This window comes from Marinagarivorans sp. (assembly GCF_982758155.1).
On sequence record NZ_CEXWTU010000119.1, the window covers coordinates 1 to 14,540 of the forward strand.

Annotated in this window: 8 protein-coding genes and 1 pseudogene; 2 read left to right on the forward strand and 7 right to left on the reverse strand. The window is 45.5% G+C overall.

The window, feature by feature from the left end:
• A pseudogene (locus tag AC3A8L_RS12965) lies at positions 1-408 on the reverse strand (transposase); the annotation flags it as partial.
• A gap of 170 nt (positions 409-578) precedes the next feature.
• Entirely contained in the window at positions 579-1,274 is a 696-nt protein-coding gene (locus AC3A8L_RS12970; protein ID WP_487962688.1) for a transposase, read from the reverse strand.
• A gap of 297 nt (positions 1,275-1,571) precedes the next feature.
• On the opposite strand from AC3A8L_RS12970, the gene AC3A8L_RS12975 reads away from it, so the two are divergent.
• A complete protein-coding gene (locus tag AC3A8L_RS12975; RefSeq protein ID WP_487962689.1) occupies positions 1,572-2,834 on the forward strand; it encodes an FG-GAP repeat domain-containing protein in 1,263 nt (420 codons plus the stop codon).
• Between the two features lie 74 nt (positions 2,835-2,908).
• Here the strand turns inward: AC3A8L_RS12975 and AC3A8L_RS12980 are convergent, their stop codons facing one another.
• The 4 genes from AC3A8L_RS12980 to AC3A8L_RS12995 form a co-directional block, all read right to left on the reverse strand.
• Positions 2,909-4,813, reverse strand: a complete 1,905-nt coding sequence (locus AC3A8L_RS12980; protein WP_487962690.1) for a right-handed parallel beta-helix repeat-containing protein — start codon at positions 4,811-4,813, stop codon at positions 2,909-2,911.
• Positions 4,814-5,127: 314 nt separating this feature from the next.
• Positions 5,128-7,191: a YcaO-like family protein gene (locus tag AC3A8L_RS12985; protein ID WP_487962691.1), complete on the reverse strand. Its 2,064-nt coding sequence runs from the start codon at positions 7,189-7,191 to the stop codon at positions 5,128-5,130.
• Between the two features lie 58 nt (positions 7,192-7,249).
• The gene (locus AC3A8L_RS12990) at positions 7,250-8,116 is read right to left on the reverse strand and encodes a hypothetical protein (protein WP_487962692.1); all 867 of its coding nucleotides are present in this window, start codon (positions 8,114-8,116) and stop codon (positions 7,250-7,252) included.
• A 3-nt stretch (positions 8,117-8,119) separates the two neighbouring features.
• On the reverse strand, positions 8,120-12,229 hold the full coding sequence (locus AC3A8L_RS12995; RefSeq protein ID WP_487962693.1) for a TOMM system kinase/cyclase fusion protein: 4,110 nt from the start codon (positions 12,227-12,229) through the stop codon (positions 8,120-8,122).
• Between the two features lie 619 nt (positions 12,230-12,848).
• Here AC3A8L_RS12995 and AC3A8L_RS13000 point away from each other — a divergent pair.
• Positions 12,849-13,796 carry an FHA domain-containing protein gene (locus AC3A8L_RS13000; RefSeq protein WP_487962694.1) on the forward strand — a complete coding sequence of 316 codons (948 nt, stop codon included), beginning with the start codon at positions 12,849-12,851 and terminating at the stop codon, positions 13,794-13,796.
• Positions 13,797-13,872: 76 nt separating this feature from the next.
• Here AC3A8L_RS13000 and AC3A8L_RS13005 read toward each other — a convergent pair whose 3' ends face one another.
• Positions 13,873-14,202, reverse strand: a complete 330-nt coding sequence (locus AC3A8L_RS13005) for a hypothetical protein (protein ID WP_487962695.1) — start codon at positions 14,200-14,202, stop codon at positions 13,873-13,875.
• Positions 14,203-14,540: the final 338 nt, after the last annotated feature.

The following is a 14,540-nucleotide window of genomic DNA, read 5'->3' on the forward strand; positions in this document are numbered from 1 at the left end:
CATAAACCAGCTGAGGCTTTGTAGTCGTTGTTTATAGCTTTCAGCACAAATGCTCACGGCATCACGTTCGGCTGGAGTGAGCGGGTCGCCTTTAAGGTACCGTTGCACAATCGGTGCGCCTTTGAACAAACAACTCCAGCGCCTAAGCCCCTCGTCAGTATCCCACTGCGTGGCTTCTTTGGGGCTTAGCTTGATGACGAGATGGAGTACAGAATAGGCGCAGATTTCGATGGCGAATATCGAGCTTAAGAGGCGAATGCGTTGTTCGATCCAGTCACGCCGGTGCTCGTAGTTTTTATCGTTTACCTTGTCAAAACCACACAAAAAACTCCGCCGAACACAACGACTTGTAATATTGTAGAAAGGCGTATCGTCTATTGATACCAATTGGCTACGCGGTTGAGTCATGGTTGCTTATCCAGTGCATTATGGTTTAACGCTAGATAATGTTGGCTGAAGAGTCAAATAGCGGATAGTTTTAGGTTTGGCGTTTTTTACGCCTTTCGTCGCCATTTGACGAGTGCCTGTCCTCGTTTATCTTTTATCTTCGAGTACGGTTTGCTGTTTAATGCCTTCGGCTAAATCAAAGGCTGGGTTAATACGCTGACGTGCAAGGATGCACTAATGCTGCGATGGCAGGATGCCATAGAGCAGCCTTTAATACTGGTGAAATCTGAGGCTTCTGGCGTATCAGCCATACAAGCTCGAACAGGGTTGAGGTCGACATACGCCATGGCACTCAAAACAGCCTCATCGGTAAGCAGTGCTTGGGATTTGAAGCGGCTCTCCCAGAAGTGGCCTGTACAGTTATCTTCTTTATTCGCTTGCCTGGCGATAGGTTCGCTCAAACATTTCATAAACCAGCTGAGGCTTTGTAGTCGTTGTTTATAGCTTTCGGCACAAATGCTCACGGCATCACGTTCGACAGGAGTGAGCGGGTCGCCTTTAAGGTACCGTTGCACAATCGGTGCGCCTTTGAATAAGGTGCACCAGCGGTCTACCGCTTCGTCGATATTCCATTGTGTTGCTTCATCTGGGTTGAGCTTGATGACGAGGTGTAGGTGATTATGCATCACAGAATAGGCGCAGATTTCGATGGCGAATATTGAGCTTAAGAGTCGAATTCGCTGTTCTATCCAATCACGCCGGTGTTCGTAGCTTTTACGGTTAACCTTATCAAAGCCACATAAAAAGCTCCGCCTAACGCAGCGGCTTGTAATGTTGTAAAAAGGAGTATCGTCTATTGATACCAATTGGCTACGTGGTTGAGTCATGGTTACTTATCCAGTGATTTATAATTGAACACTAGATAATGTTGGCTGAAGAGTCAAATAGCGGATAGTTTTAGGTTTGGCGTTCTTTATGCCTTTCGTCGCCATTTGACGAGTGCCTGTCCTCGTTTATCGATCAGGTCATTCGTATTAATAATTTGGTGGGGTTGCTGGTGGTGGGCGCATTTTATGATGTCGTGCGCGTGGGCTATTAAGTGAATACGTTAAGGTGATGTTTGTTTTAACGATCATGGTACTTATATGGTTTACGCAATACTAATTATGAGGGAGTACTCTATTGTGCGATATATTTTGTCGTTAGGCAGGTTAGCTTTTACCGCCTTGGTGTTATTTTGTGTTGGCTGTGATGGCGCTCTAGATTCTAGCGCCCAATCTTCACTGAGAGGTGATGATTCAGTAAAAATTAACTTTATCGATAGCTCGCTCGCAGATCTGAGCGCCATTAATTACGCAGATGTTGACCAAGATGGGGATGTTGATATCGTTGCCGCAAGTATCAAGGGCGATATCTATTGGTATCAAAATAATCACGATGAGGGTTTTGAAGAGTCTTTAGTGGCTACGGATCTATATAAATCTTACGATATTGATATTGTGGATTTTAATCAAGATGGGCACTTAGATATTGTTACTTTTGATGCCGATACCAATATTGTTTTACTCAAAGGTGCTTGGGTGACGAGTGGTGATGAGCTTTTTGAAAAGGTTGTGATCAAGGCTGCAGGTATTGGCTGTTTTCTTTTTTGCGAGTTAGAGGTAGCAGACTTTAACAACGACAGTATTTTAGACATACTTTATTGTGGCGGAAATGATTGTCTGTTGATGACTTTTACTGATATGGATGGCAATGCATACAATGAGTATGATTTAGGCGGTGTTTCGTACCCGACAAACTTACATGCTGCTGATATCAATGGTGATGGCTGGATCGACTTTACTTATACTGCTTTCTCGATGCAACGCATACAAATTGTAATGAATTCGGGTAAGGATAATAAGTTTAACCAAGGTTATTTTTGGGTGGATCATGCTTATGGCGCTGCAGCGATTCAAGATGTTAATCAAGATGGAGTGGTGGATGTTGTTGGCACACCCTTGATTCATCTTGGCGTTAATTTCGATGATTATTTGAGGGTTGATTCTTCGAAGGTTGATTATGACGCTTTACGCTTCGGGTACCCGCGGGATACAAAGGTAGTTCCTGTAAACTATAGCGCAAGTAGTTTTCTCGTTGCTGATTTAGATTTAGATGGTGATAATGATATTGTTAGCACGAATAATTCTGGGGCGTATTACTTTTTTGAAAATGGGGATGGCAGCGGCGAAGATTCACGGCTGAATTTTAGTTTTGACCCTCGTGGCGCTAAGGGGTTGTTAAAGGTTCCGCGTACCGACGGGCTTTCGCCTTCTAGGCCAATACGAATAGTGGATGTTGATGGGGACGGTAGCTTAGATATTATTGTTAATCAGTTGGTTGCCGGGCAGATAATGTGGGCGAATATTCACGCGCTCGCGAATAATCCCTATGTACTCGAAGATTAATGGTGTCGAAATCAAGCATAGAGGCCAATCGGTTAAGTAACTGTTTTGGCTGAATAACGCCCCCACTAAAACCTTTATTCTGTCTCAAGCGCGCCTATATCCGGTGCGTTCCCGTTAAAATTCCGGCCCTCGTTAGAGCCAACATCAATAAGCGGGCTATTGGGTTTCAGGCGGAATAAACCGGTGTTAGGCAGGCTGCCGTCTGGGTTACGGGTGACTGTGGCTTTGGATAAATCCAAGCTAATAAAGTCGTTTGAGCTTACGCTTAGGCCGCTATCCCAGGTGTTGTTTTTAGCGTTTGCAGTGCCAAGGTCTTGGCCGGCACCCAGCGAAATGTTATTGCGCAAATAGTGCTTGTCGCCAGTGTCGATGGTGTTGCCCAGGCCGTAGTTGGTGCCGTTTTGGTAAGCGGTATTGTTAATTACCGTTAGTGCATCGGCGTTATTGTTTTGGTCGAACCCTTTTTGTGGATTACCAAAGGCAATAGAGTTGTAGATTTCATTTTTAGCTTGGGCGCGATTACCGCCCAGTTTAAAACCGTTGCCGTTGCCCGAAAAATTACCGTATTGCCATACATCTACGCCGTTGCGAAAAGCCCAGCTGTCCTCGATTATGACCACTTCGGGGCTATCGTATAAATCGAAACCGTCGTCGGAATTTTCCCATGCGCGGCAGCCTTTAAAGGTATTGCCCGGTCCTTGGGTTTGCTTTGGTCCAAAACCATCGGCCATGCTGCCGTCTTTTTTGGGGTCGTAGTTACGGTAAGCATCAGAATTAATCACGGTGGTATAAGAGCCACCTTTATTAATTTCAAAGCCCGTGTTGCGGTTGTTGTGGAAGGCGCTATTTTCAAAGGTATTGTGTGCCCCTTTAACGTAAACGCCTTGGTAGCCTGCACGAGTCACTTCGATACCTTTGAAGAACCAATAGCTGCCGGATAAATCAAAGCCAAACGAGTCTTGTACCCAGGCTTGTTCGGGGAAAGAAAAATCAAATACGGCCCGGCCGCAATTTGCTGCAACGACTTTAATGGGCTTATTACTCGTTCCCGACTTCGACAATACCAGGGTATTTTTGGTATTGGCTTTGTATGGAATAGTGTAAGTGCCGGGCTTCATTAAGATCATTTCACCGGCTTTAACCGCCGAAAGTGCTGTACTAATATTCATCGCGGAATCAAAGCTAGTGCCATTACCTGATGCGTTAGGCGCTACATAATAAATGGTGTCGGCTGAGGTACCGCTGGTTTCATCGCAGTTGTTTGTTGGCGGAACGCTAGATGTTGAGCTGGAGGTGGCTTCTGATTGCGCGCTCGATGTTGTTAGGCCCCCACAAGTACCGCTGGTAACAGCTGCGCCGGATATTTTAATGTAATCGATATTGGCAAGGCCATCGTCACTGCTAGCGGTGAGTGTTAGTGTGTTAGTGCCTTGAATTAAATCAACGGTGAGGGTTTCGGTTGCCCAAGAAGTCCATGTTGTTGTCGAGGATAATTCGACATTATAGGTACCGCTTACTCCTTCATTAATCATCAGCTCGCCACTGCGGCTGGTTATTCCGCCGTTTGCAAAGCGAATTTCCACGGTATATGTCGCGCTGGTAGACGCTTCGACTTGCCATGTGATTTGGGTGTTCTTGGCATTGTCTGTATTGGCATAACCACTACCGGAAAAGCCTGAATTCTCCGATTCGTTCTCAACGCCGTCTATTTGGCAAAAACCAGCCTGCGTTTCTTGAAGGGTAAGGCTTAATGCGGCGCTGCTTGAACTCACTGAAGTAGAGCTTGAATTGATTGCCGGCGTGCTGCTGTTTTGTGGCGAGCTACTCGCTGTACTTACATCGCTACTGGGCGCAGTACTGCTGGATAGAGAGCTAACAGGAGTGCTAGAGGGGGTGCTTAATGAGCTTGAGCCGTCAGGGGCACCGGTACACCCGCACAATAAAAGTAAGTAGATAGGGGCGTAAAGCATTGGTTTCATGGCATTCTCAGTAAAAGCAGCGTGTTAGGGACGAGGCAGTAATACTTTATCCAATAATACTGGTTTCCTGCTTCCTCAGCTGCGTTGCTCGAAGCGTTACAGGCCCAGGCATGCGCCTCTTCGAGCGCCTTGCTGAAAAAACAGGACCCTGCGTCTAATTTGGACAAGCTATTATTGCCTCGCCCCTTAGCTGCTGATTATAAGATGCTCCTCCCAATTGGTCTGCCAATGGCGTCACGGTTATTGCTATTGGTAAGGCCGATTTCGCCTATCTCCTTAGCTTCTTGCCTTTAGTCTAGCTTTGCCCTTGGTGTTTATATCGTAATACTGTGAGGATTCAGGGTGTCTTCAGTCAGTGCGGTGGGAATCCACCCGAGTTTAACGGGGGTGTCGTAAAGGCGGCCGGCGGCTGTTCTGCGCCAAAAATGCCGCAGTCCTGGCGCTAGCATTCTAACGACGGGTAACTGGGTGTCTTTTTGGGTAAGGTCAAACGCGATGAGCTCTATGCTTTGCTCGGCTAAATTACCGATGAGTGTGAGTACGGCCTCTTCAAGTATTTCAATCTTATTGGGGTAAGCAGTTTTGAAGTCGATAGCCGATGCTTGGTTGGTGTTTAAGTGTGGGTGCTCGTCAATAGTTTGTGTATCTATCCAAGCATAAAGTGATTGGTCGCTGTTGCTGGAGCGCTGGGTGAGCGCAACAGGAAGCAGTTGATTTAATTCAATAACGCAGCGCTCTATGGCTATTGCTGGGTCTACGTGGCAACCAAAGGCATACAGGATTTCTTTTCGCGTTTTTTTGTTGTAGCTCACAGCCACAAAACAAGGCGTTGCTAAATCTGTTGTGATGTCCAAAATGTGAATCGCGCGATTTAAATCATCGTAATAGTCGCGTACACGTTGAAGGTATTCATTACCAATGGAATCAATATCTATATGGGGGCGAAGGCAGCGGTTATACCACCAAATAGCTGCGGCATCGCGCTCTATTAGTTCGAGTGTGCCTTGTAATATCGCTTCTAAATGGGTATTACCTGCCGCGCAGCCGTTTGAATCGGGGTAAGCGTAAAATGTGTTTTCGTCTTTATTGGAATATTGTGCGTAAGCAATTTCGCTTAAAATAAAACAGGGTTTATCTCGGGTTAACGAGTAAGCCTTGCTCCAATCGTGTGTTGCATTTTCATCAAATAAGGCTGGTATTAGTTGGTGAAAAGAATTCGCTGCGGTATTCGCCGTATCTCGGTTTTTATATTGTGTCGGGCTAAAATTTAAACAGCTGTACGGATGAATAAAGGTATTGCTTGTAGGGTTATAAGGTGCCGACATTTCAGCAGGCTGGCCTTGATGAACCATAGAGTAGCGTTCAACACCTTCACAAAGTGCTCCCACCTGGGCTTGCAATGCGGTTTTACCTTTGCCGCCACTGGACGATCGTAAATGGTTGTTTAACCAAAAGCGGCTAGTGCTCGAAAAAGCTAAATTACGGCCCGAGGAATAATTACACACTAGCTCGTTTTCTAAGCTGCGGTAAGGTTCTAACTTCGAAATAATACCGGCAATGGGATGCACGAGCGGGGTTAGGCTTTTGAGCGTGTCTTCCAGTGTGCGAACTCTAAACCCCTGTGTTTTTGTTGTTCTTAGGGTAGCTATGTTGTTTAGCATAGCTGGTATGGCTGGCTGTAGGGCATTGCATTTTTTACAGCTACCAAGGGGCTGTACTTCAAAAGGTAAAGCATCGCCGGTTGTTAAATCGATATCCCAAAATAAATGCGCATCTAATTGGCCTTCATATTTTTGTAACAGTTTTTGTATGGCCGGTACTGGTAACTGCGGCGAAGGGTTGCGGTTAATAAACTCGACATCTTCTTTGTGTTCGGCCACAAATTTTAACAGCGGGCGGTGCGATAATAGCCGAGAATTAATGCATGCTTGGCATATCTGCGTGTTAGGTGCAATGAGGATGCGGTTGTCTGACCCATTGATGGGGGTGGTATTCTCATCGGCACCCTTTAAAACGCAGTACTCAAAGAAAGTGGTCGATGGCGCTAGTGTATTAATGGGCTGCTTGAATATCGGCTGTAACTGATTTATGAGTGTTTCAAGTTCGGCGTTTTGACGTTGGGGTATTTCTTGAAACCCCAGTAACTTCATTGCAATGAGCTGCTGGGTGATACCGACAACTTTAGCGGGCGGATATACATCGTTAAAGTGCTCGATGAGCTCTTGTGTGTTTTTGGGTGTTTTATTGAGCAAAGAAAAAATCGAAGGGATTATGGCTCCTTCAATTAACGTATCTTCTTTGAATGTTGATAGGATGATGCCAGTGTTCTTGATGGCGTAAATAGAAGGTGCAGCACAAATAAATATTTTTTGTTTCATGAAGCACCTTATTTTTAATGCCTATTAAGGAAATTGTAGTGTGACTAGGCCAGCTACTTTAGGTAGTGTACAAAAGAATTTCTTCTTCGCCGTTGATTTTAATGCCTGTTAATACATCAAATGATGAACAGGTATAGGGTAGCGTTAATACAATACTCTTTGTCGAGGGCTCTACTTTACCGCCAATTTCTAATACGACTTTGGTCGAGCCTTGCTCGAAGTTTTTATCTGACTTTCCAATACCGAAAGAATCTTCGCCGGTATCGGGTTGAGTATCACGCCAGCCAACTTGATTCGCTAAGTTCTCTACCGCGACTTTGAATTCAGAACCGTCTGATGTTCCGTGAATCTCTACTTTAGGCCATACAATGTTAGGGTCTAATTGCAGTTTTACGGTCTCGCCAATAATCATGCCGCAACCGCCCCAGCGAATCACAATATCGATCTGCTTTTGATCTTCCTTTTTAACGTCGTTTAAATAGCAGCTTGCTTTTTGATTAATGGGGTCTTCTTGGTTTGGACCTGTGATCACCACAACCGACTCAAGCGTACTTCGGTTTTTATCTGAATAGACTTTGTAAATTACAAGCCCGTCACTCATGAAGTGTCTTGTTAGGGTGTCGTTGCCGGTTGGGCCATAATAAGCAGCACTTTTATAGTTCTCGGCTATTATTTCCCCTGTGGCAGGTAGGTATTCCCACGTGCGATCGCTGTAAATTTCTTTTGAAAAGAAGCTGCGTAACTCGGGTGATTCATTCAGTTTTATCATTAGCTGAAAATATTGACGGCTAATGTTGTCGATATCGATGAAGTTTTCGTTAATCACTTCTGACGATATTGAAACATTTTTTGTGCCATGTTCTGTGATGCTGACTTCAGAGTTACTTTCTGATGATAAATGCGATAAATTAAAGGTATTACTCATATTTTAGCCCTCATTAGTTGGTAAGTTGATTGATTCAAATTCACAAACCCAATAATTCTCCTGCGTGCCAGGCATGTCCTTGATTAAATCCTTCATTCGCTTGGCTAATGCCGCTGAAACCTCTGCGCTAGGCTTGCTCTTGAGTAGCTCTAGGCTAGCAAGAAATTCAAGCCATTTACTGCCGCTATTTTTGGCGTGCTCGATAGCGATAGAAAAATAGCGCTCACTTAATGTAGTCGACTTTTCGGACTTTTTGTAATGTCCTTTTGCAAGATAGCGATAGGTGATTGGTAATATACAGTTCTCGCCAGAACTCACAGAGCGTTTTTCGGAATCTTCCATGAGTGTGACAGCCTTGTCATAAAATCCATGGTTGATGTAAGTGTCGGCAAGCGCTGGCACATACCACGACAAAAAGCTGTCTTGGCCGCTAGCGACATCTTCTTTTACGGTGGTCTCAGACTGCTTATATTGGTTGCGCGTCCAATCATGCATCATGTAAAAATTACGGTAAATCCAGTTGCTTTTTATGCTATCGCCGTAGGTATCTATAACTTCGTTAGTACATTTAGACATGGCTTCTAAGTCGTTAAGAATTAAAAATAAGCATGTGCCAAAGGTATACGCTACGATGATGATGGAGATGTTTTCTGTCTGTTTAGCGTGTTGTATGCAGCGTGTATATAGGTGCTTAGCGTGTGTGTGGTTGCCGGTAATAGCTTCTATGCACATTAAGTTACCGGTAGCAAAGTTAAACGGATCAAAGCCCGTCTCTTCGTGTAGATGAGTATCTTTTTCGGCATCGTATAGCGCAATAACACGTGATAATACGGGCTTAGCTTTCTCAAATTCACCCTCAAAGAAATAGGCTTGGCCTAAAATACTGAGCGTCATAACTTCTTTAACGCGGTCGCCAGACACTAATATTTTTTCGAGTAAATTCTCGCCAAATTCTCGGGCTTTTTCCCGGTTACCTTGGTAGTGGTGGTACAGCAGTAACGCCAGTTCGCATATGTGCTGGGCTTCGTCGAGCGTTGCATTAAGGCCTTCTGTGTTTTGGCTGCGTAATGTGCTAATTAGCGCTAAAGATTCTTCTGTGCTGTGTTTAATGCTATTGGCACCCCAGCCTTCAATCATTCGTTTTACGGGGATTAATTTAGTATTAAGACTTACAGTCAGTAATTTTTTATCTTCAGATGATATTGCTGAAATCCATTGTGCTACCGTTGCGCCAATTTTTTGAGATTCTTGATAAGCGCAATTTTTAGATGAGCGGCTAATGGCTGCGATTCCATGACGCGCCGCACGTTGATAATCTTCTGCACCGGCAAAATGTTGGGCGATAATGAGTGGCTCTTTATTCGCTATATTGGCGTTGTCTTCCATAGACAAGGCTATGCGCAAGTGAGTGGCTTTGCGGTGGGAGGGGGGCGTGGAATCGTATGCGGCATCTTTAACGAGTGCGTGTTTAAAAATGTAACAGTTGCCGTCTACATTTCTTTGCACATAAACCAAACCTGATTCAATCAGTTCGTTAAGGTCTATCTGTAGGCGCTCTTCATCAAAGTTAGAGGCACACGCTAAAAGGCTGTAGTCAAACTCGCGGCCTATCGATGCTGCAAGTTGCGCGGTTTCTTTGGCGTAAATGAGACTGTCGAGTTTTTGTTGTAGCGACTCTTGTAAATTGTTAGGTATGGCTTTTAGGCTATTGGCGCTGGTGAACTCCACCGTGTGATTGACGGTATGTACCAGCCCTTTTTGCAGGAGCATATTGGTAAGCTCCTCGATAAATAAAGGGATGCCATCGGTGCGTTCAATAATCGTATTGGACACTTCTGTGGCTAACGCGGTGTTGTTAAATAGCGTGGCCAAAAATTCGGCGGTTTGAGCTTGGCTTAGACGCTCTATTTTTACCTCTTTCGTTATTAGCGTACTGAGCTTGGTTGGCAGTGCCTGCCTTGAGGTACTTACGAGGAGATGCTGGCTATTAATGTAGTTTTTGTGCTTCAACCAGTGCTCGATAAACTCGATGCTGGTGGGGTCTGACCAGTGCATATCTTCGAAAATATACAGTGAGCGAGTGGCGTCTTCACCGGCGTGGCAAAGCAGCACGGCTAGGGTGTTGAACAACAAACCTTTTTGGGAATCCTGTGCTAGCGAGGTTTCGCCAATATGCGGTGGAAGCTCTAAGCCGAGCCAGGCGTAAAGAATTGCCAGTGAATCATTCACTCGCTCAACGTTATAACGCTGTAAAACCTGCGTGAGATGTTCAAAGCTGGCTTCGTGGCTATGCGAGTGCAGGGCATATTGATGACGCACGATTTTTAAAATGGGATACAACGCATTGCATTGATATTCTGGCAAACACTGCGCGGTATATTGGTTGAATGCCTTTAGGTGGTTTCTGTATTCGTAAATAAGACGTGATTTTCCAATGCCGGCTTCACCGTATATGTGAACAAGTTGCTCGCGGCCTTCGTTACGCGAAAAGGCCAGTAATGATTGCAGTTCGGTTTCACGGCCAATAAAGCTGTTGTTACTGCGTGTGCCGCGTAAAAAGCCAATGGCCTCAACTTGTCGTTCGGCCTGCAAGGAGTAAATGTGTTCGCATTGGGGCAGGAGTGTTAAGGCTTTTGCGGGCTGTGGTTCGAAGGCTATATGGTTTTCAAGCAGCCGACGTGAATTGTCGGAGCAGAGTATTTGATTGCGGTTTGCTTCACGCGCTAATTGCATGGCCGTATTCGGTGTTAGGCCTTCGGGGGTGGCGTCGTCATAAATGTGGACCAAGCCCGTATGAACCCCGAGCCGAATGTGAGTTTGTATGCCTTGTGTTTTTTTAAGGAGAGAATTGCGCTTGTGAATTAAGCTTACAAGGTCGAGTGCTGTGCGAGCGCAAAGGCGGCTGTCGTTATCGCTGGCTATGGGGTAGCCAAAATAAAAGAGTAGGGTGTCGCCCACTTCACCGGCTAAAAAGCCGCCGTAGCGAATTGCAATATCGGTACACTGTGCTTTTTGGTCGCGATAGAAAGCATCAATAATTTCTGGGTCTTGAGTTGTTTCTGTTTGGGCGTCCACTTCTAGCGATAAGCATAAAGCGGTAATTTGCTTACTTCGTGTGTTACCCGTTGCATAAAGCGGCATAGTATTGACTTGGGTGGCGTCGCCCGTTTGCGTTTGCCTATCGAGTGCATGGCCGGGTTGCTGCTGCAGGTCGCCAACCAGTGTTGAGAAATTCAAACTTTTTAACGATCGATAAACTTCGGCGGCATCGCCTGCACGCTCGTTAGTATTTTTACTGAGTACCCTGCGTAGCAGTTCGGCAACGGGGTGCCCAACAACGGCTGCCGGTAGTGGCACGTTCGAGGGGCTGAGTTGTTTAGCGAACACGGCGGCAAGGCTGGCCCCATTAACGGCGGGTACATTAGTTAAACATTCAATAAACAATAAGCCCCAAGCGTAAAGGTCTGTTTTACAGGTGGGCGGCTCACCGCGCAATTGTTCGGGGGCGCTGTAAGTTGGCGTCCCTATGGTTTCTTTCGTCATGGTGAGGCTTTTGTAGTCCAGCTGCCGTGCCTCGGGGGTGAAGGCGCCAATGCCGAAATCCAGTAGCTTAATTTGCTGGCTGGCCCCAGTGGTTGTCACCATGATGTTTTGCGGTTTTAAGTCGCGATGCACAATGCCCAATGCATGCGCACAGGCTAAGGCATCTAGAACTTGGCCCATAAGCAGTGCTGTTTCTACGGCTGAGAGTGCTCCTTTTTCATCCAGTAGTTGCTTAAGTGTTAACCCCGGTACGTATTCAAAAACAGCGAAGGCATCGCCTTCCTGGGTTTTTCCTTTATCCAGTACGCGCACAATATTAGCGTGATGTAGCTGGGCACACAGTTGGGCTTCTCGATCAAAGCGATCTAGTTGGCGCTGTTTATGGCCGGCCTCTTGGTTGCCCAATTTTAGAAGTTTGATAGCAACAATCTGGCCTGTATTCAGCTGGCGTGCTTTGTAGACTTCCGCAAAGCCGCCTTCACCTAAGGGGTCTAAAATTTCGTAGTTTGGCAATGTTTTATTTATTGCAGCGCGATGGGTATCAGTTGGTGGTAAAAGGGTGTCCTGCATAGGGGGCCTCGTGGGTGAGTCGCTGCAATTATTTGGTGCGAAAAAGGTGCGAGGCACTATTTTTAATCGCTTTTAGATATTGAAGATTGAACAATAATGAATACGCTAAGGCTTTAGGATATCGTTTGCATATTGGGCTCGTTTTTATTTTTGTGATTTTATTATCGAGTTGTTGATAGTTAATAGCGACTATAATTGGGTGCCTAATGTGTGATGCCGTTGTGAAAATAGGCGTAGATCAAAACGCTCAAGCTTTACCGCCACTATTACACATTTTAAGGGTTAAAAATAACGGCAGCCTCTAAGGGATGTGCATGAAATAACTTCCCGTTTTTGAATTCCTAGGTGCACGCTTGCCTTCGTTAAAAATATTAGCAATAGCAGGCTATTGCAAATATTTTCGCCTCGCCAAGCAAGCGTCCACAAACCCAAACTCCAGCAACTTATTTCGTGCACGCCCCTAACGTCTTGGGTGGTATAGGTATAAGCTATTGTACACACAAGAAATGGGTCATCGGTTTGTTGTTAGCGGGTGTTAAGATGACTTAAGCGCCAGAGTGTTGATTCTCTGGCTAATAATAAAAATGAAGAAATTATCGCGTGTTGTAAGGGGTCGGTTATGGCGGTTATTGAAAATATCTCGACAGCGCAAAGAGTGTTATTGCTGACAGAGCATGTTATTGGGCGACACAACGATAATGCGCATACGCATCTACCAGAAGCGAATGTCTCACGTGTACATGCACTTATTGTATGGAATGGATTGCAATGGTTAGTTAAGGACAGCAGCACTAACGGAACTTACATTAACGGACGCTTATTAAAGAAGAGTGAAAGTGCCGTTTTGAAAAAAGGCGATAAGCTCCAATTTGGTAGTATTGCTAATTCCGTTTGGAGTCTTAAAAGCAGTGATGCGCCAGTGAGCCGTTTGGTATCACAAACCCCCGGCCTTATGGATGTTGAACTAACGGGCTTGGTTGGATTGCCTTCGGATGATGAGCCAACCGTACAGTTATTTGAATCGCCAGAAGGCGATTGGTTATGCGAGACCGATGGCCGTACTACAACATTATGCAGTGGCGATTTAGTGGGGGTAGAGGGGCGTTTTTGGCGGTTTATGGATGCAAGGCCGTCGGCCGAAACGCAGGAAATACGTGATGTTTTAACACCGGTGGCCTGTGATATACAGGTTGTTTTTAATGTTAGCAAAAACGAAGAGCATGTTTCGTTAGACCTTACGGTTAATGATGAAAGTGTTTCTCTGGGGGAGCGCAGTCATCATTATTTGCTTTTAATTCTAGCTAGGCATCGCTTGAAAGATGCCGCGCTACCGGAAGGCGAGCAAGGCTGGATGTACAGCGAGGAATTAAGCCGCTTACTGCGTTTACCAGAAACGCATGTGAATATTCATATTTACAGAATTAGAAAGCAGGTGAGTACCGCGTTCCCGCAGGCCTCCTTGGCGAGCCCGGTGCTAGAGCGCAGGCCGGGGCAGCTACGGTTTGGTTACAAAAACATTCAAATATTGGGTGGCCATATCGTCGAGAGTCACGCGACGAGTCGCTAGCGCTATTTGGGTCACTCCCCTCGTTCAGCATTACTTGAGTCGTTGCTGAGTACTGTCTTAGTATCACCCGTATGGATTAAAATATAGCGCTTAAAACCAAGCCAATCATTAGCTGAATACCCCATGCCATAAGGGCTATGAGTACACCAATGAGATAGCTTGCCCGCAATAAATATTTGTACACAAGGCCGGTAATTAATAGCGTATACGCAAACCCTGCAATTTCATTAGTTTGTGCTGCTGGCAGTAGCGGGGCGATTAAGCCTGCCGCCAAGCTTCCTACAATTAGCGCTATAAAAGCATCTAGCAAGCCACTTTTCTCTGCCCCTAGCTTCTTAGCCGCAAACATCACGGGGAACACCGCAATAACAACAAAAACCAAACCTGCCAAAATGATTGAGAGCATAGATACATCCATTACATGTAATAAGTTTCGGATTATCATATTACATGTGATTTCTTCGGGCAAGGGTTTCTTGAGTTAAGCGATGAGTGGGGCTTGATAGTTTGTGGGAACAGGAGGCGGGATAAGTACTTATGCTAACAGTGAGGCTAGCTTGGTTAATTTCCGTTATACGTGGCTGATCAGCATTAATGCATTTATCGTTTCCTCGCCCCTTAATATTGACTGTTAGTTTTATAAAGTTTGTAACTATTCAGCCATGCAGAAATAGGCCGGCAAACTGACCATTTTCTGGGCCGCTCAAGCCATCCTTGGGCGCTATGCAAGCGTTCCTGACGCTT

Bases quoted from the DNA above. Each gene is read 5' to 3' on its own strand.
- AC3A8L_RS12970 (WP_487962688.1), bottom strand. From the start codon at position 1,274: ATGACTCAACCACGTAGCCAATTGGTATCAATAGACGATACTCCTTTT.
- AC3A8L_RS12980 (WP_487962690.1), bottom strand. From the start codon at position 4,813: ATGAAACCAATGCTTTACGCCCCTATCTACTTACTTTTATTGTGCGGG.
- AC3A8L_RS12985 (WP_487962691.1), bottom strand. From the start codon at position 7,191: ATGAAACAAAAAATATTTATTTGTGCTGCACCTTCTATTTACGCCATC.
- AC3A8L_RS12990 (WP_487962692.1), bottom strand. From the start codon at position 8,116: ATGAGTAATACCTTTAATTTATCGCATTTATCATCAGAAAGTAACTCT.
- AC3A8L_RS12995 (WP_487962693.1), bottom strand. From the start codon at position 12,229: ATGCAGGACACCCTTTTACCACCAACTGATACCCATCGCGCTGCAATA.
- AC3A8L_RS13000 (WP_487962694.1), top strand. From the start codon at position 12,849: ATGGCGGTTATTGAAAATATCTCGACAGCGCAAAGAGTGTTATTGCTG.
- AC3A8L_RS13005 (WP_487962695.1), bottom strand. From the start codon at position 14,202: ATGCTCTCAATCATTTTGGCAGGTTTGGTTTTTGTTGTTATTGCGGTG.